This is a genomic window from Microbacterium resistens NBRC 103078, from assembly GCF_001552355.1.
In the GTDB taxonomy this organism is placed as follows: Bacteria; Actinomycetota; Actinomycetes; order Actinomycetales; family Microbacteriaceae; genus Microbacterium; species Microbacterium resistens.
The window spans coordinates 1-24216 of record NZ_BCRA01000027.1 but is presented as its reverse complement, the minus strand read 5'-3'; the positions used below and the strand labels follow the sequence as shown (position 1 = coordinate 24216).

Annotated in this window: 27 protein-coding genes and 1 pseudogene; 10 read left to right on the top strand and 18 right to left on the bottom strand. The window is 71.7% G+C overall.

The genetic code is table 11. The annotated features are described in order from the left end of the window. Window positions 1-459: DnaJ family domain-containing protein (locus tag MR1_RS05950; RefSeq protein ID WP_084344402.1), on the bottom strand; the 459-nt coding region annotated here is incomplete at its 3' end. A gap of 109 nt (window positions 460-568) precedes the next feature. Between MR1_RS05950 and MR1_RS05945 the strand changes: the two genes are divergently transcribed. Both MR1_RS05945 and MR1_RS05940 read left to right on the top strand, forming a co-directional pair. Beyond that, the gene (locus MR1_RS05945; RefSeq protein WP_067243936.1) at window positions 569-1888 is read left to right on the top strand and encodes an MATE family efflux transporter; all 1320 of its coding nucleotides are present in this window, start codon (window positions 569-571) and stop codon (window positions 1886-1888) included. A gap of 141 nt (window positions 1889-2029) precedes the next feature. Further along, window positions 2030-2221, top strand: a complete 192-nt coding sequence (locus tag MR1_RS05940; protein ID WP_084344404.1) for a hypothetical protein — start codon at window positions 2030-2032, stop codon at window positions 2219-2221. 18 nt (window positions 2222-2239) lie between these two features. On the opposite strand, the gene MR1_RS05935 is transcribed toward MR1_RS05940, so the two are convergent. From MR1_RS05935 to MR1_RS05870, 14 genes are all read right to left on the bottom strand, one after another. Continuing rightward, complete coding sequence (locus MR1_RS05935) at window positions 2240-2962, bottom strand: GntR family transcriptional regulator (protein WP_067243932.1); 723 nt, start codon at window positions 2960-2962, stop codon at window positions 2240-2242. Between the two features lie 57 nt (window positions 2963-3019). Further along, a complete protein-coding gene (locus tag MR1_RS05930; RefSeq protein WP_067243930.1) occupies window positions 3020-4240 on the bottom strand; it encodes a dipeptidase in 1221 nt (406 codons plus the stop codon). Window positions 4241-4245: 5 nt separating this feature from the next. Next, window positions 4246-5262 (bottom strand): ABC transporter ATP-binding protein, encoded by a 1017-nt coding sequence (locus MR1_RS05925; protein ID WP_067243927.1) that lies wholly within the window; start codon window positions 5260-5262, stop codon window positions 4246-4248. Next, the gene (locus tag MR1_RS05920) at window positions 5249-6244 is read right to left on the bottom strand and encodes an ABC transporter ATP-binding protein (protein ID WP_067243925.1); all 996 of its coding nucleotides are present in this window, start codon (window positions 6242-6244) and stop codon (window positions 5249-5251) included. Before MR1_RS05920 ends, MR1_RS05925 begins: the two co-directional genes overlap by 14 nt. Beyond that, window positions 6241-7092 (bottom strand): alpha/beta fold hydrolase, encoded by an 852-nt coding sequence (locus tag MR1_RS05915; RefSeq protein ID WP_067243923.1) that lies wholly within the window; start codon window positions 7090-7092, stop codon window positions 6241-6243. The genes MR1_RS05920 and MR1_RS05915 overlap by 4 nt, the downstream gene beginning before the upstream one ends. Next, window positions 7089-8261: a M24 family metallopeptidase gene (locus MR1_RS05910; protein WP_067243921.1), complete on the bottom strand. Its 1173-nt coding sequence runs from the start codon at window positions 8259-8261 to the stop codon at window positions 7089-7091. The genes MR1_RS05915 and MR1_RS05910 overlap by 4 nt, the downstream gene beginning before the upstream one ends. Continuing rightward, window positions 8261-9136, bottom strand: coding sequence for an ABC transporter permease (locus MR1_RS05905; protein ID WP_067243919.1), 876 nt, complete (start codon window positions 9134-9136; stop codon window positions 8261-8263). Before MR1_RS05905 ends, MR1_RS05910 begins: the two co-directional genes overlap by 1 nt. Continuing rightward, complete coding sequence (locus MR1_RS05900; RefSeq protein ID WP_067243918.1) at window positions 9133-10086, bottom strand: ABC transporter permease; 954 nt, start codon at window positions 10084-10086, stop codon at window positions 9133-9135. Before MR1_RS05900 ends, MR1_RS05905 begins: the two co-directional genes overlap by 4 nt. Before the next feature lie 39 nt (window positions 10087-10125). Further along, the gene (locus MR1_RS05895) at window positions 10126-11748 is read right to left on the bottom strand and encodes an ABC transporter substrate-binding protein (protein ID WP_067243916.1); all 1623 of its coding nucleotides are present in this window, start codon (window positions 11746-11748) and stop codon (window positions 10126-10128) included. Window positions 11749-11751: 3 nt separating this feature from the next. Continuing rightward, window positions 11752-12954, bottom strand: a complete 1203-nt coding sequence (locus MR1_RS05890) for a dipeptidase (RefSeq protein ID WP_067243915.1) — start codon at window positions 12952-12954, stop codon at window positions 11752-11754. 168 nt (window positions 12955-13122) lie between these two features. Next, complete coding sequence (locus tag MR1_RS05885; protein WP_067243914.1) at window positions 13123-14334, bottom strand: hypothetical protein; 1212 nt, start codon at window positions 14332-14334, stop codon at window positions 13123-13125. Between the two features lie 57 nt (window positions 14335-14391). After that, window positions 14392-15075: a response regulator gene (locus tag MR1_RS05880; RefSeq protein WP_067243912.1), complete on the bottom strand. Its 684-nt coding sequence runs from the start codon at window positions 15073-15075 to the stop codon at window positions 14392-14394. Continuing rightward, the gene (locus MR1_RS05875; RefSeq protein WP_067243907.1) at window positions 15072-16292 is read right to left on the bottom strand and encodes a sensor histidine kinase; all 1221 of its coding nucleotides are present in this window, start codon (window positions 16290-16292) and stop codon (window positions 15072-15074) included. Before MR1_RS05875 ends, MR1_RS05880 begins: the two co-directional genes overlap by 4 nt. A gap of 48 nt (window positions 16293-16340) precedes the next feature. Further along, window positions 16341-16970, bottom strand: a complete 630-nt coding sequence (locus MR1_RS05870; protein WP_067243903.1) for a TrmH family RNA methyltransferase — start codon at window positions 16968-16970, stop codon at window positions 16341-16343. A 79-nt stretch (window positions 16971-17049) separates the two neighbouring features. Between MR1_RS05870 and MR1_RS05865 the strand changes: the two genes are divergently transcribed. The 5 genes from MR1_RS05865 (at window position 17050) to MR1_RS05850 (ending at window position 19658) form a co-directional block, all read left to right on the top strand. Further along, entirely contained in the window at window positions 17050-17370 is a 321-nt protein-coding gene (locus tag MR1_RS05865) for a hypothetical protein (RefSeq protein ID WP_067243902.1), read from the top strand. 38 nt (window positions 17371-17408) lie between these two features. Further along, window positions 17409-18035 carry a metal-dependent transcriptional regulator gene (locus tag MR1_RS05860; RefSeq protein WP_067243901.1) on the top strand — a complete coding sequence of 209 codons (627 nt, stop codon included), beginning with the start codon at window positions 17409-17411 and terminating at the stop codon, window positions 18033-18035. A 48-nt stretch (window positions 18036-18083) separates the two neighbouring features. Beyond that, window positions 18084-18905, top strand: a complete 822-nt coding sequence (locus MR1_RS05855) for an HAD-IIA family hydrolase (RefSeq protein WP_067243899.1) — start codon at window positions 18084-18086, stop codon at window positions 18903-18905. A gap of 3 nt (window positions 18906-18908) precedes the next feature. Beyond that, a complete protein-coding gene (locus tag MR1_RS20005; protein ID WP_169797653.1) occupies window positions 18909-19061 on the top strand; it encodes a hypothetical protein in 153 nt (50 codons plus the stop codon). A gap of 147 nt (window positions 19062-19208) precedes the next feature. Continuing rightward, entirely contained in the window at window positions 19209-19658 is a 450-nt protein-coding gene (locus MR1_RS05850; protein ID WP_067243898.1) for a hypothetical protein, read from the top strand. A 39-nt stretch (window positions 19659-19697) separates the two neighbouring features. On the opposite strand, the gene MR1_RS05845 is transcribed toward MR1_RS05850, so the two are convergent. The 3 genes from MR1_RS05845 to pyrE are packed head-to-tail and all read right to left on the bottom strand — an operon-like array spanning window position 19698 to window position 22376. Beyond that, entirely contained in the window at window positions 19698-20858 is a 1161-nt protein-coding gene (locus MR1_RS05845; RefSeq protein ID WP_067243897.1) for an anhydro-N-acetylmuramic acid kinase, read from the bottom strand. A gap of 19 nt (window positions 20859-20877) precedes the next feature. Further along, window positions 20878-21801, bottom strand: a complete 924-nt coding sequence (locus MR1_RS05840; RefSeq protein ID WP_067243895.1) for an ROK family protein — start codon at window positions 21799-21801, stop codon at window positions 20878-20880. Continuing rightward, entirely contained in the window at window positions 21798-22376 is a 579-nt protein-coding gene (gene pyrE, locus MR1_RS05835) for an orotate phosphoribosyltransferase (protein ID WP_067243894.1), read from the bottom strand. Before pyrE ends, MR1_RS05840 begins: the two co-directional genes overlap by 4 nt. Before the next feature lie 201 nt (window positions 22377-22577). Here pyrE and MR1_RS05830 point away from each other — a divergent pair, with 201 nt between their 5' ends. From MR1_RS05830 to MR1_RS05820, 3 genes and pseudogenes are all read left to right on the top strand, one after another. Continuing rightward, a complete protein-coding gene (locus MR1_RS05830; RefSeq protein ID WP_067243892.1) occupies window positions 22578-23120 on the top strand; it encodes a YbhB/YbcL family Raf kinase inhibitor-like protein in 543 nt (180 codons plus the stop codon). Window positions 23121-23257: 137 nt separating this feature from the next. Further along, on the top strand, window positions 23258-23689 hold the full coding sequence (locus tag MR1_RS05825; RefSeq protein ID WP_067243890.1) for a GlcG/HbpS family heme-binding protein: 432 nt from the start codon (window positions 23258-23260) through the stop codon (window positions 23687-23689). Beyond that, window positions 23686-24216: pseudogene (locus MR1_RS05820) on the top strand (malate synthase G); the annotation flags it as partial. The gene MR1_RS05825 and the pseudogene MR1_RS05820, both read left to right, overlap by 4 nt.

Below are 24216 nucleotides of genomic sequence, written 5' to 3'. Positions count from 1 at the left end.
CCACGCCGCGACCTCGGCGTCGGCGTCGCGCGTCCGCGTGACGACCGGCGGGCCGCCCTGCAGCTGCCGCCGCGCCTCGACCACCCGACGGTTGAAGTCCTCGACCAGGGCGCGGACATCCTCTTCACGCGCGAGGGCGTCGAGCGTCTCCTCCATCCCGCGGTCCTCCACGCGCAGGAGAAGGGCGGGCGGGCCGAGGCCGGTCAGTCCCTCGCGCTCGATCTTCCGCCGGATCCACCAGTCGGGATCCGACGACGCGGCCAGTCCCTCCAGGGGCTTGCCTGCGCCGGGCAGGTCGTCGAACTCGCCGCGACGGATCGCGACCTGGATCGCGGTCTCGACGATCGCCGGCATGGTCTCGGCGTTCAGGACGGCGGGTGACGGCGCGGGCTCCGTGCGGCCTCGGTTCCGTTCGACGGCGGCGCGGTAGCGATCCTCAGCGTCTCTCGTCCCGGTCATCGTGCACCCCCTGCGGTGTCGGCGTCCTCCTCCAGCCTACGACGGTCCGCCGCGGGCCGGTCCGGGACCACGCGCCGGGGACGTCGGCGCCACGGCCTAGGCTCGGTGGGTGGCCCGCTCCTCCCTCAACCGCGAGATCCTGCGCCTGGCGATCCCCGCACTGGGCGCGTTGATCGCCGAGCCGGCGTTCCTGATCGTGGACGCGGCGCTGGTGGGGCACCTGGGCACGACACCGCTGGCGGGCCTCGGCATCGCCTCGGCGGTGCTGCAGACCTTCGTCGGCCTGATGGTGTTCCTCGCGTACTCCACCACGCCCGCCGTGGCGCGCAGGTTCGGGGCCGGGGACCCCGGCGACGCCGTCTCCGTCGGGATCGACGGGATGTGGCTCGCTCTCGGGCTCGGTGCGGTGCTGGCGGTCGCCGGCGCGTGGTCGTCGCCGTGGCTGGTCGGTCTGTTCGGGGCCTCGGAGGCGGTCGCCCAGCAGGCCGACACCTACCTCGTCATCTCGATGTGGGGCCTTCCCGCCATGCTCGTGGTGTTCGCGGCGACGGGACTCCTGCGCGGGATGCAGGACACGATGACCCCGCTGTGGATCGCGGGCAGCGGCTTCGCCGCCAACGCCGCGCTGAACGCGCTGTTCATCTACGGGCTCGGGTGGGGCATTGCGGGCTCCGCGCTCGGCACGGTGGTCGCCCAATGGGGCATGGTGGGCGCGTACGTCGTCGTCGTGGGACGCCTCGCGCGGCGGCACGACGCGTCGATCCGGGCGGAGCTGTCCGGCATCCGAGGCTCGGCGCGGTCGGGGGGCTGGCTGTTCCTGCGCACCGTGTCGCTGCGCGTCGCGCTGCTGGCGACGGTGGGCGTCGCCACGGGCATCGGGACGACCGAGCTCGCCGGGTGGCAGGTCGTCTACACGGTGTTCTCCGCGGCGGCCTTCGCCCTCGACGCCCTCGCGATCGCGGCGCAGGCGCTGATCGGCAAGAACCTGGGGGCGAAGGACGAGCAGGCCGCCCGGCAGGTGCTGGCGAGGACGGTGGCCTGGGGGACGTGGTTCGGCGTGGTCGTGGGCCTGGCGATCGGAGCGCTCTCCGGTGTGATCGGCCTGGTCTTCACCGGCGACCCGAACCTCGCCGCCCTCATCCAGCCCGCCCTGATCGTGCTGGCCGTCGCGCAGCCCGTCGCGGGCGTCGTGTTCGTCCTCGACGGAGTGCTCATGGGCGCCGGGGACGCCCGCTACCTCGCGCTGGCGGGCGGCGTCAACCTCCTCGTCTTCCTTCCCGCCCTCGCCGTCGTCGCCGCGACCGGCGTGGACGGGGTCGCGGGGCTCATCTGGATCGCCGTGGCGTTCTTCGGCGTGTACCTGCTGGTGCGCCTCGCGACCCTCGGCCTGCGCGTACGCACCGGCCGCTGGCTGCGCGTCGCCGTGTGACGCACGGCGCGTGACGGGATCCCTCGTCCTCCACCGCGGACGAGAATCTCGCCTTCTCCCCCGTGTCCGCGCGGCGACTCATCGACCGCTCAGAACCTGGCACTCTGGCATGCAATCCGCCATACTCGAAGGGTGCTGTCGATGTCCGAACCTCAGGTCTGGGTGCTGATCGGCGTCTTCGCCGCAGCCATGTTCGGCATGATCACGGTCGTGTCGACGATGTTCATCCACGTCCTGAAAGCCGAGATCGGGAGCCTGCGCACCGAGATCCGCGCGCTCGATCGCGATGTGTCGGCGCTGTACCGACACGTCCTCGGCATCGACCGCGACTGAGATCGAGAGGCGGCGTCCTCAGCGCGTGATGCGCATCCGCAGCACGTCGGTCCGCTGCAGTGTGATGCCGTACGCGAGAACCGCTCCTTCGTCGTCGGACGTCACCTGCTCGGTGCGCAGCACCGGCGTCCCCGCCTCGACGTCGAGCGCGGCTGCCTCGGGCTCGGCCACCCGGAACGCCTCGATGTCCGTCGTGGTGTGCGCCACCACGCCCGCGACGTGCCTGTCCAGCATGTCGAACAGACCGGAGTCCAGCGTCGTCATCGGCGACGGATCGATCGCGACACCACGGATCGACGTGGGGATGTACTCGATCATCTGTGCCGACGGCGTCCCGTCCACCGCGAAGAGCCGGAGGACCCGCCACACCTCCGCTCCGGGCTCGACGTTCAGGGCCGCCGCGGCCTCGGGCGGCGCGCCGACGAGATCGACGGCCGCCTCCCGAAGGACGACCGTCCGACCCACGGCGCGCACCCGGTCCCGGTAGGACGCGATGGCCGACATGCTGAGCGACGAGGACCGCCGCGGCACGCTGACGAAGGTGCCGACGCCCCAGGTCCGCGTGACGAACCCCTCTGTCTCGAGGGCGCCCAGCGCCTCGCGCAGGGATCCTCTGCTCACGTCGAGGCTCTCGGCGAGCTGCTTCTCGTTCGGCAGCCGGTCTCCCACCGCGTAGCTCTCGTCGATCAGCTGCCGGAGCGCCGAGACGACGCCCCTCACGACGCTGTCACGCTTGGCCATCGGTTCCCATCGAAAAGGTCGGGCGCCCCGCGCCCGAAGACTTGTCCTCTCGGATTTCTACCAGACCTCCGAGAGAACCCGCAGGGCATTGCCTCCCAGCACCTTCACGATGTCCTCGTCCGAGTAGCCGTGCTCCACGAGCCAGGCGGTGATGTTCCAGAAGTTCTCCCCGGGGTTCTCCAGTCCCTCGACGTACGCGACCCGCGGGTGCTCGCCGCCCTGCGGGGACTTCTGCGCGTAGTTGCCCGCATAGGCCCGGTGGACGGCGACGTGGTCCCCGAACATCGTGTCCGGGCCGAACGACACGTGGTCGATGCCGACGAGGTCGACGCAGTAGCGGAAGTGGTCCATCACCGAGTCGATCGAGTGCACGGGGTGATCCGGTGAGATCGTCGTGTGGGGCGCGGCCTCGAGGCCGATGAGGCCTCCGCGCGCGGCGCACGCGGTGATCGTCTCGTCTGTCTTCATCCGGTCGATCGGCCAGACCGCCCGCGCGCCGGCATGGGTGATCATCACCGGGACGGCGGAGTGGTCGATCGTCTCCAGGCACGTCCGGTCCCCGGAGTGGGAGATGTCGATCAGCATCCCGAGCTTGTTCATCCGCTCGACCGCGCGGCGCCCGAAGTTCGTGAGACCGCCGTCCGCGGGCTCGGAGAGGCCGGAGCCGAGCATGTTGGACTGCGAATAGGCGATCCCCAGCTGCCGGACGCCGAAGCCGTACAGCATGTCGATGCGATCCAGCTCGTTCTCGATCATCGTCGAGCACTCGAAGCCGGCGATGAGGGCGATCGTCCCGTCTCGCTTCGCCGCATGGATGTCCTCCACGCTGGTCGCCAGGCGGACGTAGTCCTGCTTGGCCAGGTCCGCGAGGCGGAAGCCCAGGGCGTAGATCATGTCGTCCCACTTCCAGCCGCTCTGGCTGGTGACGCAGGACGCGCCGGCCATGAAGTTGTCGATCACGGCGGTCAGCCCCGAGCGCGACAGCCCTTCGTAGCCGGTCCGCTGACGGCCGGTCCTGTTGTAGCGCCGCACCTCGTCGCCGTCCTCCGGCAGGACGATCGCGTGCTCGTGGAGCGAGAGCACGATGTTGTCCGCCATGAGACGGTGCACCCGCGTGATCTGGCTCTCGTCCAGGTCGAAACGACGCTCCGGCACGCGGCCGACCTGTGCCGCCAGGGCGAAGGGCTGGTAATCGCGGCCGGCCTCCAGATAGCTGTACGCGGCGTAGCCGGAATAGCGCTCGGCGTTCTGGGTGGGCAGCAGGGACGGGCGGGACATGTCGCTCATTTCTCGAGGGCGGGGACGGTGTCGGGGATCAGGGGGAAGTGGCACGCCACCTCCCGGAGGGCGCCGGGCGGCGTCGGATGCAGCGTGGGCTCGTCCGTCGCGCACACGTCCTGCGCGAACGCGCAGCGGGTGCGGAACCGGCAGCCGCTGGGCGGGTCGACCGGGCTCGGCGGGTCGCCCGCGAGCAGTTCCCGCACCGATCCGCGCCGCGCGGGGTCCGGGATCGGGACGGCGGAGAGGAGGGCGTCCGTGTAGGGGTGGGCCGGGGTGTCGTAGACCGCTGACCTCTCGCCGATCTCAGCGACCCGCCCGAGGTACATCACCCCGATCCGGTCCGAGATGTGACGGACCACGGAGAGGTCGTGGGCGATGAAGACGTAGGCCAGCCCCAGCTCGCGCTGCAGGCGCTGGAGGAGGTTGACCACCTGCGCCTGCACGGACACGTCCAGCGCGGACACGGGCTCGTCGCAGACGATCACCTCCGGCGACAGGGCGAGGGCCCGCGCGATGCCGATCCGCTGCCGCTGTCCGCCGGAGAACTGGAAGGGATACCGATCGAGGTGGTCGGGGTTCAGGCCGACGAGCTCGACGAGCTCCTCCACCTTCGCCGCGCGACCGCTGCGCGGGACGACGTCGGGGTGCACCTGGAACGGCTGGAGCAGGGTCTCGCGCACGGTCCGTCGAGGATTCAGCGAGGCGTACGGGTCCTGCAGCACGATCTGCACGCGACGCCGCATGTCGTCCCTCGCCCGTCCGCGGAGCCCGTGGACATCGGCGCCGCGGAATCGGACGGCACCCGACGTCGGCGTCTCGAGACCGACGATCGTGCGCGCGAGGGTCGACTTGCCGCACCCCGATTCACCGACGATGCCGAGCGTCTCCCCCTTTCGCAGTTCGAAGCTCACGCTGTCCAGCGCGCGCACGACGCGGCCGTGCCGGCCGAACCGAGCACCCTTGACCGGGAAGTGCTTGGTCACGTCGTCCACCGACAGCACGACGTCACGCGCGTCCACGGAGCACCTCCTCCCTCCGGTGACAGGCGGAGACGCGAGCGCTCCCCTGCTCCGGGGGCAGCGGCTCGGGACGCTCCACGGCGCAGAGCTCCACCGCGGCGTCGCAGCGGCTCCGGAACGCGCAGCCCGGACCGAGGGCGAGCAGGTTCGGCGGCGCACCCGGAATCGCCCAGAGCGTGTCGTCGTCGCGGTCCGGGCGCGGCATGGACCGGAGCAGACCACGCGTGTAGGGGTGCGCCGCCGCCTCGAAGAGCTCGAAGATGGTGCCGCGCTCGACCACGCGGCCGGCGTACATCACCGCCACCTCGTCGGCGACCTGGGCCACGACGCCGAGGTCGTGGGTGATGAGGATGAGCGCCATCCCTGTCTCGCGCTGCAACTGCACGAGCAGATCCATGATCTGCGCCTGCACGGTGACGTCGAGAGCGGTCGTGGGCTCGTCGGCGATGAGCACCTTCGGGCCGAGCGCGATCGCGAGGGCGATCATGATGCGCTGCCGCATCCCGCCGGAGAACTGGTGGGGGTAGTCCTTCGCCCGCTCCGCAGGCGCGGGGATCCGGACCTTGCCCATGAGCTCGACCGCGCGCTCCCACGCCGCACGCCGCGTCATCCCCCGGCGCACCCGGAGCAGCTCCGCGATCTGGCCCCCGACCGAGTACACCGGGTTCAGCGCCGAGAGCGAGTCCTGGAACACCATCGCGATGCCCTCCGCGCTCACGGCACGGCGCTCGGCGGCGGTCATGTCGAGGAGGTCGCGGCCCTCGAAGAGGATCCGTCCGCCGGTCACCCGGCCGGGCGGGGTCTCGAGGAGATCCATCACCGTCTGCGCCGTCACCGACTTCCCCGACCCGGACTCGCCGAGGATCGCCAGAGTCCGTCCCGGCGCCACCTCGAAGGAGACGTCCTGCGCCGCCTTCACGACGCCGTCGCGGGTGGTGAACTCGACGCTGAGGTCGTGGACGCTCAGCACGGCGCCGCTCATCGTCCGACTCCGGCACGGTCGAGGAAGTCCCGCACGGTCGCCTGGAACTTCTCGGGCTCCTCCAGCTGCGGGGAATGCCCCGACTCCTCGAACACGACCAGCTCGGCGCCCGGGATGCGGTCCACGATGTCCTGCGACGCGGGGATCGGCGTCCGCCAGTCGTGCCGCCCCACCACGACCAGCGTCGGACACGCGATCTCCCCGAGCCGACCGGTGAGGTCATAGGCCGGCATGTTCACGCCGAACGCCGCGTTGTGGGTCGCGTAGTGATAGGTCGTGGCCCTCGCCTTGCGCTCCGTGGCCTCCGGGTCGTAGGAGTGGTCGTACAGGGGGAGGATCCCCCGCCAGTAGCGTTCGAACTCGGCGTTGTCGGCGAAGCGTCCCGTGCCGATGCGCGAGATGGTCCACTCGTCGATGGTGACCCGGTCGGTCGTCCTGGCGCGCTCCACCGCCAGGTGGTCGTAGGCGGTGTTGGCCGCTGTGTCCCGCAGGATCAGGGCTCGGACGCGATCGGGGTGGGCCAGGGTGTACTCCATCGCGAGGAAGCCCCCATAGGAGCCGCCGGCCATGACGATCGTGTCGAGACCGAGGTGCGCCCGGATCGCGTCGATGTCGTCGACCCATTGCGCGTGGGTGTACGGCGGCCTGTCCTCCGACTCGCCGGAGCCGCGGGCGTCGAAGGTGACGATGCGGTACGCGTCGGCGAAGGGGCCGAACGAGCGGACGGGCTCGGCGCGCGAGCCCAGCCCGGGCGCCCCGTGGTGCACGACGATCGCCGGCGCTCCCTCGTCGCCGAGGATCTGCAGCTTGAGCCGTGCACCGTTGATCGTTTCGAAGTACTCGCTCATGTGATCGTGTTCTCCTCGAGACTGCGCGGATAGCGGGTGAGACGCTCGGGACCGTCGTCGGTCACGAGCACGGAGTCGGAGATCCGGTACCCCGCGTGTCCGGGGACGTAGATGCCGGGTTCGCTGGACAGGATCATCCCGCTCTCCAGGACCGTCGGGTCGCCGGCCTCCACCCAGGGCGCCTCGTGCTGGGCGATGCCGATCCCGTGTCCCTGCCGGTGCCGGATGTAGGGGCCGAGACCCGCGTCCCGGATGACGGCCAGGCACTCCTCGTTCACCGAGGCGCAGCGCCGGCCCACGGTCATCGCCGCGGTGCCGACCTCCTGCGCGCGGCGCGTGACCTCGAAGTACCCCCGCTGGCGGGCGGTCGGCTCACCGATGACGAAGGTCCGCTCGCTCTCCACGAAGCGGCTCGCCACGGCGGCGCCGAGGGAGAGGATCAGGGTGTCCCCCACCTGCAGCCGCCGGCGCGAGGGCAGACCGTGCGGTCGGGCGGCGTTCGGCCCGGCGTACACGAGTCCGCCCGCGAGCTTCGTGGTGTACACGATATGGCTGTACTGCTCGTAGAGGCGGTCGGTCCCGAATCCGATGACGTGGCGGGCGACCTCGCCCTCCGTCGGCAGCGGTCCCCCCGCGTGCAGGGCCTCCTCGATGAGGCGACGCCCGGCCGCGAGCATCTCGTCGCACACCGCGGCGGCCTCCCGGTGGAAGGCGATCTCCTCCGGCTCCTTGCGCTGCCGGAGCCGGCCGAGGACCCCGGTGCGCTCGAACCGCGTCCCCGTCAGCGCCTCCTCGAGCGCGGAGGCCGCCGCGAGCGTCAGGCTTCCGGAGACCCCGACCCGCCCGTGCGCGGCGCCTTCGCGGCGCAGCTCGTCCGCGAGATGCGCTTCGGGCGAGCGGACGCCGGGGAACTCGAAGTAGGTCCGGATCGCGGCGTGGACGCCCTGCGCCTGCGCGTACTCGGCGTCGAGCTCCGGCATGAGCGCGAAGCACGAGCCGTCCGCGCCGAACCAGAGGTACACGGGCCGCTCCGTCACGGCGTAGAAGAAGCCGATCAGGTAGGCCACGTCCCCGGGGGAGGTCACGATCAGGCCGTCCAGCCCCTCCTCGGCGAGGTGTTCCCTGACCCTCGCCTGGACCCGGCGGTAGAAGTCGTCCGGCAGCCGCATCAGATCCCCCTCAATCGCGGATCCCGCGAATCGTTGTAGCGGATCCCCGCCACCGTCGCGGCGAGGACGAGGACCAGGATCGCGAGCGACGGGAACAGGGTCTGCCACCAGGCGGTCGCGATCACCCCCGAGCGCTGGGCGTTGAGGAGGATGCGCCCCCACGACCAGGTGCTCGGATCGCCCATGCCCAGGAAGCTCAGACCGGCCTCCGAGATGACCGCTCGCGCGGCCTGCAGCAGCACGCTCACGACGACGAGCGGCATCACCGCGGGCAGGATCTCCGTCGCCAGGATCCGGATCGGCCCGGCTCCGAGCACGCGCGCGCCGTCGATGTAGGGCATCGAGGACACGACGAGCGCGTTCGAGCGGATGAGGCGCGCCACCTCGGCCCACGACAGCACGCCGATCACGATCGTTAGCGTGACGACGCTCGGGCCCGCGAGCGCGGTGACGAGGATCATGAGAGGCAGCAGCGGCAGCGACAGCATGACGTCCGTGAGCGTCGTCACGATCGGGTCCAGTCGACGCACGTACGCGCCCACGAGACCCAGTGCGGTGCCGATCACGATCGCGATGACCGACGCCGCGGCCCCGACGATCAGACTCACCCTGGTGCCCCAGACCACCTGGGCGAAGACGTCCTGGCCGAGGTCGTCGGTGCCGAACCAGTGGCGCGAGGACGGGGGCTGAAGGATGTCGGTGCCGAGGCCGCCCGGCCGGTCCACGACCATCGGGCCGAAGACGGCCGTGAGGACGAACAGGGCGAGCACGCCGAGCGAGATCCACCCGGACGGCGAGGAGAAGAAGCCTCCTCCGCGGCGCCGAGGACGCGTCAGGGCATCGAGCCCCGTCGGGGCGGGCTGTGCGGCGCTCATGTGCGGATCCTGGGGTTGAGGAGCATGGCGATGAGGTCCGTCGCGAGATTCGCCACGACGACCGTCAGGGCGAGCATGACGAAGGCGCCCTGGAGCATCGGGTAGTCGAGCTGCTGGACGGACTCGTAGATGAGGCGGCCCACGCCCGGATAGGCGAAGATCGTCTCGGTGAGCACGGCGCCGCCGACGAGGGTCCCGAGCTGGAGGCCCATCAGCGTCAGCGCCGGGATGATCGCGTTGCGCAGCGCATGCCGCCAGATCGTGCGCCGCGGGGTGTAGCCCCGCGAGCGCGCGCTCTTGATGTAGTCCTCACCGAGGACCTCGAGCATGTTCGTCCGCAGCGTCAGCGCATACGGTCCGACCTGGACGAGGACGAGGGAGAACAGCGGCAGCGCGAGGTGCTGGAAGAGGCTCAGGTACGCCGCGAGCCCCCTCGTGTCGGGATCGATGGCGCCGCCGATGGGGAAGAGCCGGAGGTTGGCGGCGAACACGACCAGCAGCAGGATCGCGACGCTCGGGACGAAGAGCGCGTTGCTCGTGATCCCCAGGAACTGCACGATCCGGTCCACGGTCCTGCCCCGGCCGACGGCCGCGTAGACACCCAGCGGGATCCCGATGAGGATCGTGAGCACGAACGCGGAGCCCGCCAGCAGCAGCGTCCACGGCAGCCGCTCCAGGAGGATGTCGGCGACCGGGACGAGCTGCCGGAAGGAGACGCCGAGGTTCCCGGTGAGCAGCTCGCCCAGGTACAGCAGGTACTGCACGAGCAGCGGCTTGTCGAGGCCGTACTGCTCGCGCAGCGCCTGCTGCATCTCGGGGGTCATGTCCCCCTCGACGACGAGGAGGGTGGGGTCGGCCGGCAGCAGCCGGAGCAGGAAGAACGTGATCGTGACGGCGATCCAGATCGTGAGCAGCGCCCGGAGCACCTTCTTGGCCGTGTACCGCAGCATGCCTACCCTCCCTCCTCGTCTCGGGGATCGGTCACGACGTCAGACAGGTCGCACCTGCGACAGCGAGTAGCCCGTCACCATGCCCAGCAGATCGCTGGGAGAGGGATCGAACCCCTCGAAGCGGTCCGAGCGGTAGGCGAAGCGGAAGGTCTCGACGTACAGGGGCGTCAGCAATGCCTGGTCGTGCACGTACTCGTCGATCAGGCGGACCTTCTCCACGAACTGGTCGTGGTCGACCGTGACCGCGGCGTCGTTGACGAGCGCGTCCAGCGCGGGATCCTGCACCAGGTTGTAGTTGATGCCGCCGGGGTTGGAGGACAGGTACGTGCTGCGCAGCTGATCCATCGGGTTGTCGAACACTCCCCACTGGGACAGGTCGATCTCGTACTGGCCGTCCTTCGTCCGAGCCAGGAAGGTGTTGCGCTCGATGCACGCCACGGTCAGGTCGATACCCGCCTCGGCGGCGTCCTCGCGAACGACCTCCGCCACCCGGGTGAGGTTCGCGTTCGACTGGTCGCAGAGCACCTCGAACGACGCGCCGTCCAGCATGCCGTCGCCGTCCGCGTCGGCGAATCCGGACTTCTCGAGCAGCGCCCGTGCCCCGGCGGGGTCGAACGGATAGGCCTCGAGATCGGGGTTGTCGTACTCGCCGAAGATCGGGGAGATGGGGCCCACCATCCGCTGGCCGTCCCCCTGGAGGATGGTCTCGATGATCGACTCGGTGTCGACGACCATCGACAGCGCCTGACGGACCGGCTGCTGGGCCAGCGTCGGGTTCTGCATGTTGTAGGTGAGGTGCGCGAAGCCGAGCGACCCGACCTCCTCCATCGTGATGTTCGGATCGGACGCGAGCGTGGCCGCCGCCGAGGCGGGCACGGGCGTGCCCATGAGGTCGATGTCACCGTTGCGCAGGGCGAGGATCATCGTGTTCACGTCCGGGTACACGACGTACTCGACGGTGCCCACGGCCGCTCCGCCCTCGGGTGCCAGCGGGTAGCCCTCGTTGGCCTTCATCACGTACCGCTGTCCTCGCGTCATGGAGTCCAGCACGTAGGCGCCGCCGCCGATCCACCCCTCGGGGTCGTCGTTGGCGAACGTGCTCAGGTCCCCGGCGTCGGCGAACACGTGCGCGGGAACGATCCGCATCCAGAAGCCGACGCCCTCCGCGAACGGGGCGTACGGCTGGCTGAGGCGGAAGACGACGGTGGTGTCGTCGGGCGTCTCGATCGACTCCACCCAGGTGAGCTTCGCGGCGACGTTGCCGAGCTGTTTGTCCATGATGGCCTCGGCCGTGAACTTGACATCCTCGGACGTGATCGGCTCGCCGTCCGTCCAGGTGAAGTCGTCCCGGAGCGTGTACACGACGGTCGCGCCGCCGTCCTCCAGCGCGTACCCCTCGGCCAGCTCGGGGACCTTCTCGGCGTTCCCGTCGATCCGCATCAGCTGGGGGTACATGGCGTTGAGGATCCAGCTGTCCGTCTTTGACAGGGACCCCAGGGGGTTGAAGTTGGCGACGTCGGTCGTCGTGCCGATCCGCAGCGTCGCGGCTCCGGGCTCGGCGTCCGACCGGTCGCCCTGGTCCTCGTTCAGGCCGCAGCCCGTGAGCAGGAGCGCCGCGGCGACGATGCCGGCGACGATTCCCGCGCCTCTGATTCTCTTCATGTGTTACCAGACCTCTTTCAGGACTCGAAGGATGTTGGTGCCGATGACTTTGCGGATGTCCTCGTCGGAGTACCCGTTTTTGACGAGCCAGCCGACGATGTTGGTGAAGTTCTCCGCGGGGTTCTCCATGCCCGCGACGTGGGTCACCCTCGGGTGCTCCACGTGGCCGTGCGCCTGGCCGATGGTGAGGTGGCCGGAGAAGGAGTCGTGGAGACCGACGTGGTCCCCGAAGTTCGTGTCGGGCCCGAAGGCGACGTGGTCGATGCCCACGAGATCGACGCAGTACCGGAAGTGGTCCATGACCGACTCCAGCGAGTGCTCGGGATGCTCCGGGGAGAGGGTCGTGTGCGGTGCCGCCTCGATCCCGATCACGCCTCCCCGCTCCGCGCAGGCGATGATCACCTCGTCGGGCTTCATCCGGTTCGTCGGCCAGACCGCGCGCGCGCCGGCGTGAGTGATGAAGACCGGGACCGCGGACTCGTCGATGACGTCCCTGCTGGTGCGGTCCGAGGAGTGGGAGATGTCGATCGCGAGCCCGAGTCGGTTCATCCGCTCGACCGCCCGGCGCCCGAACGACGTGATGCCGCCGTCCTGGGGCTCGGCCAGCCCGGAGCCGAGCTGGTTGGCCATCGAGTAGGCGATGCCGATCTGGCGGATGCCCAGCCCGTAGAGGATGTCCAGCCGGTCGAGCTCGTTCTCGATCGCCGTGGCCGCCTCGAGCCCGGCGACGAGCGCGATGCGCCCCGCGGACTTCGCCTCGACGAGATCCGCGACCGTCCTTGCGAGGACCACGTGGTCCTGCTTGGCGACGTCCGCGAAGCGCAGGCCGATGTCGAAGACGACGTCGTTCCACTTCCAGCCGTTCTCGCTGGTGACGCAGTTCGTCCCGTTCATGAAGTTGTCGAAGAACGCCGACATCCCCGACCGCGCGAGGCCGGCGAACCCCATCGCGTTGCGCCCGGTGTGGTTGTACTCGCGGAGCCGGTGGGGATCCGCGGTCAGGATCTTCGGGTGCTCGTGGAGCGAGATCGCATGTTCCTCGGCCAGGATCCGCGTCACCCGGGAGACCTGCTCGGGGTCCAGCCCGAGCTCGTACTCCGGGACGCGGCCGAACTGCTCGGCCAACTCGAAGACCTGGTAGTCGACGTGCGGCTCCAGGTAGTCGAAGGAGGTGTAACCGCGGTAACGCTCGCTCGGCTTCTGCATTTCTCTCCAGGTGGTCGGACCTCTAACCTCCTTGACTATAGGGACACGCCCGACCGGCACGAAAGACTGAGACCTTTTCGTGACAATCGCCCGGGATGCCGCGGAGAAGACAGCGGACGCGAGGCGGCGGGCGTCGGGCCGCAGCCCCACGCCCGCCCGTCGTCCGGATCAGCGCGACGGCTCCGGATCCCGGTCCTCGAGCGCCTCCAGATGCGCCAGGGCACGCTCGCGGTTCCGCCGCTCCTCGTCCTTAGCGGCTCGCCGGGCCTCCCGCCCGCGCGGGCGGACCGGTGCGAGCGGTTCGGAGGCGCGGTGCATCGCGTACCCCCACGCGGCGAGCGCGAGCAGCGGACCCCACAGCCAGAACGGGAACAGCACGGCGGCCTCGAGCAGGGCGCCGTCCGCCGGCAGTCCGCCCTCCGCCGCCAGGAGGAGGAAGTCGAGTCCTCCGGTGAGGAACAGCACCGCGACCGCAACCGCGGGGATCACGGCGAGACCGACCGGCACCGGGCGATCCCCGAGCAGGGCGAACCGCGACGAGAACCGCTCTCCCCACGGGCGGATGAGCCCGAGCGTGAGCACCCCGCCGGTGAGCATCCCGGCGCCGAGGAGGAGTCCGGTGAGCAGCATCGCGGGCTCGCGCGCGAAGAGCTCGGCGTTCCCGCCGAACTGCGGCCACGGCGTCAGCCACGACGCACGCGCGAGGGCGTACGGCAGGGCGCACGCGGCGGCGACGATCGTGATCGCGCGGCGATGGCGAAGGACGCCTGCGGCGACGCGGCCGTAGGGCGGGCGCGCATCGCCGATGGCCCAGAGCACGAGCGCCGTCGACATGACGAGGTAGACGGCGGTCGTCCCGGCGAACGGCAGCTGCCGTGCGAAGGCGGGGAGGAGACGCACGAGGAGATCACCGGCGTCGAGGAGCCGGACGGCGACGAATCCCGCCGCACCCAGGCCGGCGATCGCGACCAGGCCCGCCACCGGGTGCCGGAGCGTCAGCAGCACGATCGCCGCGACGACCAGGCCCACCGCGACGAGGGCGAACGTGTAGCCGGCCACCGGGATGACACCGCCGGGGGCGAGGAGGACGACGCCCGCGGCCAGAGCGGCCGCCGCGATCCGGATTCCTGCGGGTCGGCGCGACGCGGAACGCTCGACGACGAGGGCCCGCAGTCCCGTCACGATCCCGGCGAGGCCCAGCAACAGGCTCAGCACCGCGGACGGGACGGGCGCGATCCACCGGTCGAGCAGGCCCGGCGGCACCTCGGCGAACCATCCGGCGACGGTCGGGACGGTGAGCCGCAGAAGCGCGAGCGCCGTGACGATCGAGGACGCGGCGACCGACAGCAGGGGGAACAGGAGCCTGGTTCGTGCGTGCATGCCTCGACGCTAGGAAGCGGCGCGGCATCCCCGCATCGCCCTCCGGGGTGGATCGGATCACCCGCGCGGGTGATCCTGCTCCGTCGCCGGCCGCAGCACTCCGTTCTCATACGCCCAGATGACCACGTGGATCCGGTCGGGCAGGGCGAGCTTGGCGAGCACGGCCTTCACATGGGTCTTGACGGTATTGGGCGACAGGAACAGGCGCTGGGCGATCTCGTCATTGGAGAGCCCGGCGGCCAACAGCCGCACGACCTCCTGCTCCCGCGGGGTGAGCATGGTCAGCGCCGCGGACGCGTCCGGATCCCGCGGCGCCACGGCGCTCCGCACGAATCCCACGAGCGCTTCCAGGGCCCGCTCCCCCACCACGCGCTCGCCCGCCGCCACCGCGACGATCGCGTCCGCGACCTCCTGCGGCGCCGCGTCCTTGGTCAGGAATCCGCTCGCGCCCGCGCGGATCGCCCCCACCGCGTACTCGTCCAGATCGAACGTCGTGAGGACCAGCACGCGCACGCCGGGATGACGACGGCGCACCTCCGCCGTCGCGGCGATGCCGTCGGTGCCGGGCATCCGCACGTCCATCAGCACCACGTCGACCACCCGCTCGTCCGCGAGAGCGATCGCCTCGTCCCCGGACCGCACCGAGCCCACGATCTCGATCCGCTCGTCCCGCGCCAGCATCAGCGCGAGCGCCTCCCGGAGCAGGTCCTGGTCGTCGGCCAGCAGCACTCGGACCGTCATCCTCGTCCCTCCGTCGCGCCTCGGGCCGCACCGCCGTCCCCGTACGGGAACACCGCCCGCACCGTCCACGCCCGGTCACGGCCTGCCGTGCTCGGCCCGGCGGTCAGGACGCCGCCCGCGAGCCGCACCCGCTCGGCGAGGCCGACCAGGCCGGTGCCGCTGCCGAGCCCGAAGTCCCGGCGTCCGGCACCGCCGTCGTCCTCGACGACGGCCTCCAGGGCGCTCCGTTCCCATCGCAGTGCGACCGTCACCCGCACGGGCGGCCTCGTGTGCCGGATCGCATTCGTCAGCGCCTCGCGCACGACGTGGTGGAGCGCGAGCATGGCGCCCGGCCCCAGCGCGACGGGCACGCCGCTCTCGTCCAGCTCGATGTCGACGCGGGGGCTGCGGGCGTCCTCGACGAGCGAGCGCACCGCCGCCAGATCCGGCGCCGGCGAGCGAGACGCCTCGTCGGCGACGACGCCGCGCATGCCCCGCAGCGCCTCCCGGCCGGTCCGGGTGACGATGTCGAGGGCGCGCTCGCTCGTCGGCGGGTCTTCGCGCAGGAGCGTCCGCGCGACCTCCGCCTGGGCGATCATCACCGTCAGCGCATGGGCCACGACGTCGTGGAGATCCCGGCTGATCCGGCCCCGCTCGGCGATCACGGCCTGCTCGGCGCGCATGCGCGCGGCGTCCTCGACCCGGATCCGGCGCGAGCGCTCCAGTGCGCCGAACGCCCACGCGGCGGCGTTGACGGCCGCGAGACCTACGAACGAGCCGAGACGCAGGAGCGGGTCCGGAAGGTCCGTGGCGAGCGCCGACACGATGCCGGCGCCCATGACGCCGACGCCCAGCGCCGCGAGGCTCAGTCGCGTCGTGCACTGGACCGCGACCTGGCCGAGGCAGAGCAGGAACGCCGCCGCGGACGGATACAGTGCGGCCGCCACGACGCCGTCCGCCGGGAGCAGGGCGAGCGCGAGCATCACCAGGGCCGCGGCGACGAAGGCGGGTCGCGGATGCCGGACGGCGACGAACGAGGCGGCGTGGAGCCCGACGAACAGGGCGATGGCCGCGACGACGACGAGCGGGGGACCGTCCGCCTGGACGAGGGACACGATCGTGGCCGGCAGGAGAACGACCGTGGCCGCGGCGGTCGCGATGACGTCGATCCGGAGCCAGAACCGCGGCGAGGCCGCTCGCGCGGATGCGCGCGACGCGGCCCTGCCCTGTGCTCTCACCCCCTCATGCTCCCATCCCGGGTCCGGTCCGCGGCGGTCCGCCGGTCGTCATCCGGCGTGCCGCCGGCACCACTCGTACATGATGACGGCCGCTGCCGCACTGGCGTTGATCGACCGCGTCGATCCGTACTGCGTGATCTCCACGTGCCCGCTCGCCGCCGCGATCGCCTCCGCGCTCAGCCCGGGCCCCTCCTGCCCGAAGAGCAGGACGCAGCGCGCGGGCAGGTCCGCCTCCTGCACCGGGAGGGCGCCCTCGACGTTGTCCACCGCGATGATCGGGATGCGTTCGTCCCGCGCCCACGCGGCGAAGGCCGCGACGTCCTCGTGATGCACGACATGCTGGTAGCGATCGGTCACCATCGCCCCGCGGCGGTTCCACCGGCGCCGACCGATGATGTGCACGGTGTCGGCGAGGAAGGCGTTGGCGCTGCGCACGATCGAGCCGATGTTCATGTCGTGCTGCCAGTTCTCGATCGCGACGTGGAACGGGTGGCGGCGGGCGTCCAGGTCGGCGACGATCGCCTCCATGCGCCAGTAGCGGTAGCGGTCGATCACGTTGCGGGTGTCGCCGTGGGCGAGCAGCTCCGGGTCGAAGTGCGCGTCCCCCGGCCAGCTCTCCGGGCCGCCCGGCCACGGCCCCACGCCGTGCGTGCTGCGTTCGGGCGTCTCGGTGCTCACCCGCTCAGCCTATTCACCGGTCGCCTGCCGCGGCTCCGGCCCGCGCGGCCGGCCGCACCGACGCGGGTAGGCTCGTCCCATGCCCTCCGACTCCCGTCGCCCCGACGACTCCGCAGCCCGCCGCGCCGTGGCGATCTGCACGTGGGCGGGGATCGGGACGGCGGCTCTCGGCGTGCTGCTCGTCGCCGTGCCGTCGCTGCTGCCCGTCGGCGGTCCGTGGGTGCAGCTGGCGCTCGGGGCGATCACGCTCTTCCTCGCGTTCCGCGCGCGGGCGATCGGGATGCGCGGCGTGAACGACTTCGACGGCCGCCTGGGGCTGCTGGCGGCGATCGCCGGTTTCGCGATCATCTTCTTCGCCGGACAGGTCGCCTTCGCGACGCTCTCGCGCCTCGGCGGCTGACCGGGAAGCCGGGACCGGCCCGCCGGTAGGCTGGATCCGTGGCCTCCCCCGCGTTCGACGACTACCTGAAGACCGTGTACGCGCACACGGAGTGGCAGGCCGCCCCGATCACCCCGTCGCAGCTCGCGCTCAAGCTGGGGATCGCGCCGTCGAGCGTCACGGAGATGGTCAAGAAGCTGGCCGCGGCCGGACTCGTCTCCCACGTCCCCTACGGCGCCGTGCGCCTCACCCCGGAGGGCGAGCAGCGCGCGCTGGCGATGCTGCGGCGCCACCGCCTCATCGAGACCTGGCTCGTCCGGGAGTTCGGCTACGCCTGGGACGAGGTCCACGACGAGGCCGAGGTGCTGGAGCACACCATCAGCGACCGCCTGCTCGAAGGCATCGACGAGCGGCTCGGCCGACCCCGGTTCGATCCGCACGGGGATGCGATCCCGGACGCGGCGGGGACCGTCGACCGCGCGCCGTTCGTCCTGCTCGCCGACGCCGCGATCGGTCACGTCGGCCGGGTGCTGCGCGTGGACGACCGCGATCCCGAGCTGCTTCGCGCGCTGGAGAACGCCGGGGTGTCGGTCGGCGTCACCGTCGCGGTCACACCCGACGGCCCTCGCGTGGAGGGGACCGCCCTTCCGGACGGCAGCGCAGCGATCGTCTGGCTCACCGCCTGAGGGCGACGCGGATCGCACGCGCCCAGCCGCCGGCTCTAGGCTGATCACATGTCCGAACGCGCCGAGATCGAATGCTGGCTCACCGACATGGACGGCGTGCTCGTCCATGAGAACGACGCGCTGCCCGGGGCCGCCGACCTCCTCGCCGGATGGGAGCGCGACGGGATCCCCTACCTCGTCCTGACGAACAACTCGATCTTCACCGCGCGCGACCTCTCCGCGCGCCTGCGCGCCAGCGGACTGCACGTGCCGGAGGAGCGGATCTGGACCTCCGCGCTCGCCACGGCGGACTTCCTCAAGCAGCAGCAGCCCGGCGGCTCGGCGTTCGTGATCGGAGAGGCCGGCATCCTGACGGCGCTGCACGAGGCCGGGTTCATCATGACCGAGACGAACCCGGACTTCGTCGTGGTCGGCGAGACCCGCAACTACTCGTTCGAGGCGATCACCAAGGCCATCCGGCTCATCGAGCGCGGCGCGCGCTTCATCGTCACCAATCCCGACGCGACGGGCCCGAGCGCCGACGGGCCGCTGCCGGCGACCGGGGCGATCGCGGCGCTCATCACGAAGGCGACCGGGCGCGAGCCGTACGTCGTCGGAAAGCCCAACCCGATGATGTTCCGCTCGGCGCTGAACAAGATCGGCGCGCACTCCAAGGTCACCGGCATGATCGGCGACCGGATGGACACCGACATCGTCGCCGGGATCGAGGCCGGCCTGCACACGGTCCTGGTCCTCACGGGCATCAGCGACCGCCGCGAGATCGAGCGCTACCCGTTCCGACCGGACGAGGTCGTGGGCGGCGTCATCGATCTCCTCCCCGCCCCGGGCGACGCCCCGGCGAGTCCCGCGGACGAGGCCTCGAAGGGCTGACCCGTGTCGCAGCACACGCTCCTGCTCCTCGTCGGGCTGGTGATCGGCCTGACGACGCTCGTCGTCCTGATCGTCCAGTTCGTGCGGTCGCGCCGCGGCTCCGGGCCGCAGCGCGGGTGGTGGGAGGGTCCCTGGGACGAGGACGAGAAGCGCTGACGACGAACTGATCCGCGTCGCGCTCGTCCTCCCCAGGGCGGCCCGCTGTGGACTTGTCCACGGTCCGCGCGAAGGGCACGCCGCCCCCGTCCGACGAGCCTCTACGGTCTCTGGTGAACCGAGTTTCCACCGAGCAACAATGGAGGGGTGTACGTGTCACCGGAGATCTTCGCGGTCGTCCTGAGCGCCGTCGGCGTCGTCGTGACGTTCGGGGTCGCCATGGTCGCGGGCTTCGGCTGGTGCGTGCGACGCATCGACGCCGCCGTCGCCCGCCTCGAGCACCGGGTGGACGCGCGCATCGACGCGCTCGACGAGAGACTCACCGCCCGGATCGAGGCCGTCGAAGAGAAGCTCACCGCCCGCATCGACGCCGTCGAAGAGAAGCTCACCGCCCGCATCGACGCCGTCGAAGAGAAGCTCACCGCCCGCATCGACGCCGTCGAAGAGAGACTCACCTCCCGCATCGACGCCGTCGAAGAGAAGCTCACCGCCCGCATCGACGCCCTGGAGAACCGGCTCACGACGGAGACCACGGACCTCAGGGTGGCGATCGCACGGATCGAGGGCACGCCGCGGCGACTGCTGACGACGCACTGAGTCGTCGGACCGAACCCGATGGCCCTCGGCGGGCCGGCGTCAGGTCAGCGTCAGGCCCGACACCGGCTCCGCAGGCTCCGGCATCCGGAGCGGTCCGTCGCCGGGCGTGATCGTGCCGAGGATCCGCGCGGCCGCGGCGCCCGTCGCCTCGGGCAGCACAGCGGGAACGCCGTTCATGGTGCACCACCCGATGAGGGCGAACAGGATCGCCTCCTTGGCGTCGGCGGGTGCGCCCAGCTCGTCCGCGAGCACCACGTCCGCCCCCGGCAGCGCGGCCCGCAGCCCGTCCATGACCTGCGGATTGCGGCAGCCGCCGCCGGAGACCGCGAGGAAGCGCACCCCGGCCTCGCGGATGTCGGCGGCCACGGTGCGCACCGTGAGCTCGGTGAGCGTCCGGACGACGTCGGCGACGGGGATCGGACGCTCCTGCGCCGCGAGGTGCTGACGCACGTAGTCGAGGTGGAAGTGCTCCTTGCCCGTGCTCTTCGGCGCCGGCAGGCCGTAGTACGGATCCGCCAGCAGCGCCTCCAGCAGCCGCTCGTCGACGTGTCCGGCCGCGGCGATCCGGCCGTCCTCGTCGTAGCCGCGATCGTTCAGCCCCTCGGCGACGATCACCGCGTCGATGAGGGCGTTGGCCGGGCCGATGTCGTATCCGCGCACGTCGCCCTCTCCGCCGACGATCGTGACGTTCGCGATCCCGCCGAGGTTGAGCGCGGCGGCGGGCCGGATCCGTCCGCGCAGCAGCAGGTCGTCGAGGAACGGCACGAGCGGGGCGCCGTTGCCGCCGGCGGTGATGTCGCGGATGCGCACGTCGGACACGACGGGCACGCCCAGACGCTCGGCGATCCACGCCGGCTGGCCGACCTGCAGCGTTCCCCGCGCGGCGTTGCCCTCCACCCAGTGGTAGACGGTCTGCCCGTGCGAGCAGACGGCGTCCACGCCCCCGACGGCCTGCGCAGCCGCCGCGGCGACCTCGGCGAAGGCCTGCCCGATGAGGGTGTCGAGCTCGGCGATCTCGGCGAGCGTGGTGGGGTTCGGCGGCAGGGCGGCGATCAGTCGCCGCCGCAGCACCGGGTCGTACGGGATCTCGGTCGTGTGCAGCACGCGTCCGCGCAGGAGCGTCCCGTCCCGCTCGAACGCGACCACGGCCGCGTCGATCCCGTCGTGGGACGTGCCCGACTGCAGCCCGAGGACCCTCACCGGCTCATCCCTGCGGCCCTCATCGGTCGTCGTCCGAGGCGGCGCGGAGGATCAGCGCGGCCGCACCGATGAGCGGGCCCTCGTCCTCGAGACCCGATCGGACGACCCGGGTGCGCCGGGAGTAGTCGTGCGCCGCCGTGTCGGCGACAGCCCGCTGGACGAGGTCGATGTAGTCCGCCGACACGCGGGAGAACCCGCCGCCGATCGCGACGACCTCCAGGTCGACGAGCGTCGAGGCGTCGGCGAGCGCCGCTCCCACCGCTGCGGCGGAACGCTCGATCGCCGCCCGGGCGATCCGGTCCCCGGCTGCGGCGTCGCGCGCCAGGTCCTCGCCGCGTTCGCCCGTCCACCCCTGCGCACGCGCCCAGGCCACGCTCGCAGGCCCCGAGGCCACCTCCTCCAGGGTCAGCGACCCCTCGGCGTGCACCTGCCCGAGGTGACCGGCGTTGCCCGTGGCGCCCGGCAGGTACCGCCCGCCCATCACGAAGCCGCCGCCCACGCCGGTGGACACGACGATCGACAGCGACGAGGCCGCCCCCTGGGTCGCGCCGAGCCAGGACTCGGCGAGCGCGAGGCACCCGCCGTCGTGCCCGAACGCCGTGCGGACCGGTGCCCCGCGGACCGCGGAGGCGGAGTCGCGCACGGCGCCGGCGAGATCGAAGCCCCGGGCTCGCGGCATGTTCACCGGGTGGATCAGACCGCGCTCGCGATCGATCGGCCCGGCGCTCCCCACGCCGGCGCCGAGCAGCTCGTCCCCCGACGAGAGTCGGGCGAGCGCCGCGGAGATGACGGCGTCGAGCGCCTCGCGGAGCGAGTCGGGCGTGGCGTCCGGACCGGTCGGGAGGCGGGTGCGCGTCGCGTCGACGACGGTGCCGTCCGCGGCGACGAGCGCCGCCTCGAGCTTGGTGCCGCCGACGTCGACGGCCAGGGCGTAGGCGGTCACTGCGGGTCGAGCCCGAGGTCGTCGAGGTCGATGGCCGCGCGCCACTCCAGCCCGGCGGCCTCGATCGCCGCCTGGGCGCCGGTCTTGCGGTCGACGATCACCGCGACCGCCACCACCTCGGCGCCCTCGCGACGCAGCACCTCGACCGCCTTGAGCGCGGACTGGCCGGTGGTGGAGGTGTCCTCCAGCACGACCACGCGGCGTCCCGCCACCTCGGCGCCCTCGATCTGGCGTCCGCGCCCGTGGTCCTTGGGCTCCTTGCGCACGACGAAGGCGTCCAGCGGACGGTCGCTGTCGGCGGCGGCGTGCAGGACGGCGTTGGCGATCGGATCCGCGCCGAGCGTGAGCCCGCCCACCGCGACCACGTCGAGGTCGGCGATGAGATCGCGCATGATCCGACCGATCGCGGGCGCCGCGCGGTGATCCAGCGTGAGACGACGCATGTCGACGTAGTAGGTCGCCTTCTTGCCGCTGGAGAGCGTGAAGTCGCCGTGAAAGACGGCCTCGGCCGTGATCAGGGCGATCAGGGCCTGGCGGTCGGCCTCGAGTTCCGGGGTGCTGAGCGTCACGGGCATCAGTCTACGGCGGCCTCCCGGACGCCCCGGGTGCCGGGAGTGCTGCACGATCCGGGTGCACATGCAGGATCGCTCCCGCGGATCCGCCGTGCTCCCGTGTCGGGATCGTGCATCCGTGCCGCGCGCCGCCGCCGCCCGCCTGGCGTGCCGTCCGCCCAGCGCCTATCGTGGCCCGCGTACGCCACAGAAGGAGGAGCAGCCGTGCTCGACGTCGATCCCTATGCCGCCCTCGCTCGCCTGCGCGAGTTCGCCCCGCTGGAGCTGACCAGCCCCGACTTCGCCGACGGCGCGCCGCTCCCGGTCAGCGCCTGGTCGGCCTCCCGCGGAGGAGAGGACCGGTCGCCCGCGCTGAGCTGGGGCGAGCCGCCCGCCGGCACGAAGAGCTTCGCCGTGTCCTGCCTCGATCCGGACGCCCCGACCGGCACCGGGTACTGGCACTGGGCGGTCGCGAACCTTCCCGCCGATCTGCGCTCCCTCGCCGCGGGAGCGGGCGACGGCGAGCCGGGCTCGCTTCCCGCCGGCGCGGTGACGCTCCCCAACGAGGCGCGCCTGCCCCGCTACATCGGCGCAGCTCCGCCGGCGGGGACCGGCGTCCACCGCTACGTCTTCGTGGTCGACGCCCTGGACGTCGAGGCGATCGAGCTCACGGGAGACGAGACGCCCGCGTACCTCGGGTTCAACCGCCACTTCCACACGCTGGCACGCGGCATCCTCACCGGGACGGGCGATCCCGCGGACCGCTGACGCGTCACGTCGCCTCGCCCGCTCTGGACGGATGGCGTGGTTTGCTGCATCATTTCATATTGCGAAAGTTTTTCTTCGCTATGTGGATATCTGCAGGAAGCTGACCCGATCCGCCCGGACCGACCCGAGGAGACGCCATGTCCACCCACCGTCAGATCGCCGCGATCACCTACGAGACCGCTGCCCGCGCCGTCTCGCTCGCCATGGAGATCGGCGCGGACCACGGGGTGCGCGCGGTCGTCGCGGTCGCCGACCCCTCGATGACCGTCGTCGCCTACGGCATGGCCGACGGCGCCACCCCGCACAGCGCCGAGACCAGTCGCCGCAAGGCTGTGACCGCGGCCTCGATCCGGCGTCGCACCGCGCAGATCCCCGAGGCCCTGTCCGTCGCCCTGCCGCTGGGCACGGGCGGGGCCCTGACTACGATCGACGGAGGAGTGCCGATCGTCTTCGGCGACGACCACGTCGGCGGACTCGGCGTCGCCGGGGGGACCCCGGCGCAGGACGCCGCGATCGCGCTCGAGACCCTGCACCGTCTCGGCGCACAGGTGGAAGGAACGGAACCATGACCTCGTATCTCTCCCGCGCCGACCTGTCGGTGGCCGCACCGATCGCCGCCTTCGCCGAGGAGTCGCTGACCGCGTCGGGACGGGACCCCGAGGCCTTCTGGGCCGGCGTCAGCGCGATCGTCCACGACCTCGGCCCCCGCAACGCCGCCCTGCTGCGGACCCGGGACGAGCTGCAGCGCCGTATCGACGACTTCCACCGCACGCATCCGGGCGTCCCGGACCGCGACGCCTACCGCGCCCTGCTCACCGACATCGGCTACCTGGCGGCGGACCCCCGCGCGGTCGCCGTGACGACCGAGGACGTGGATCCGGAGATCGCGACCCTCGCCGGCCCGCAGCTCGTGGTGCCCCTCCTCAACGCGCGCTTCGCCCTGAACGCCGCCAACGCCCGCTGGGGATCCCTTTACGACGCCCTCTACGGGACGGACGCGATCGACCGGACCGGCGACCTCGCCCCCGGCCGCGCCTTCACCCCCGCCCGCGCGGCCGCGGTGGTCGCGCGGGGTCGGGAGCTGCTGGACGCGATC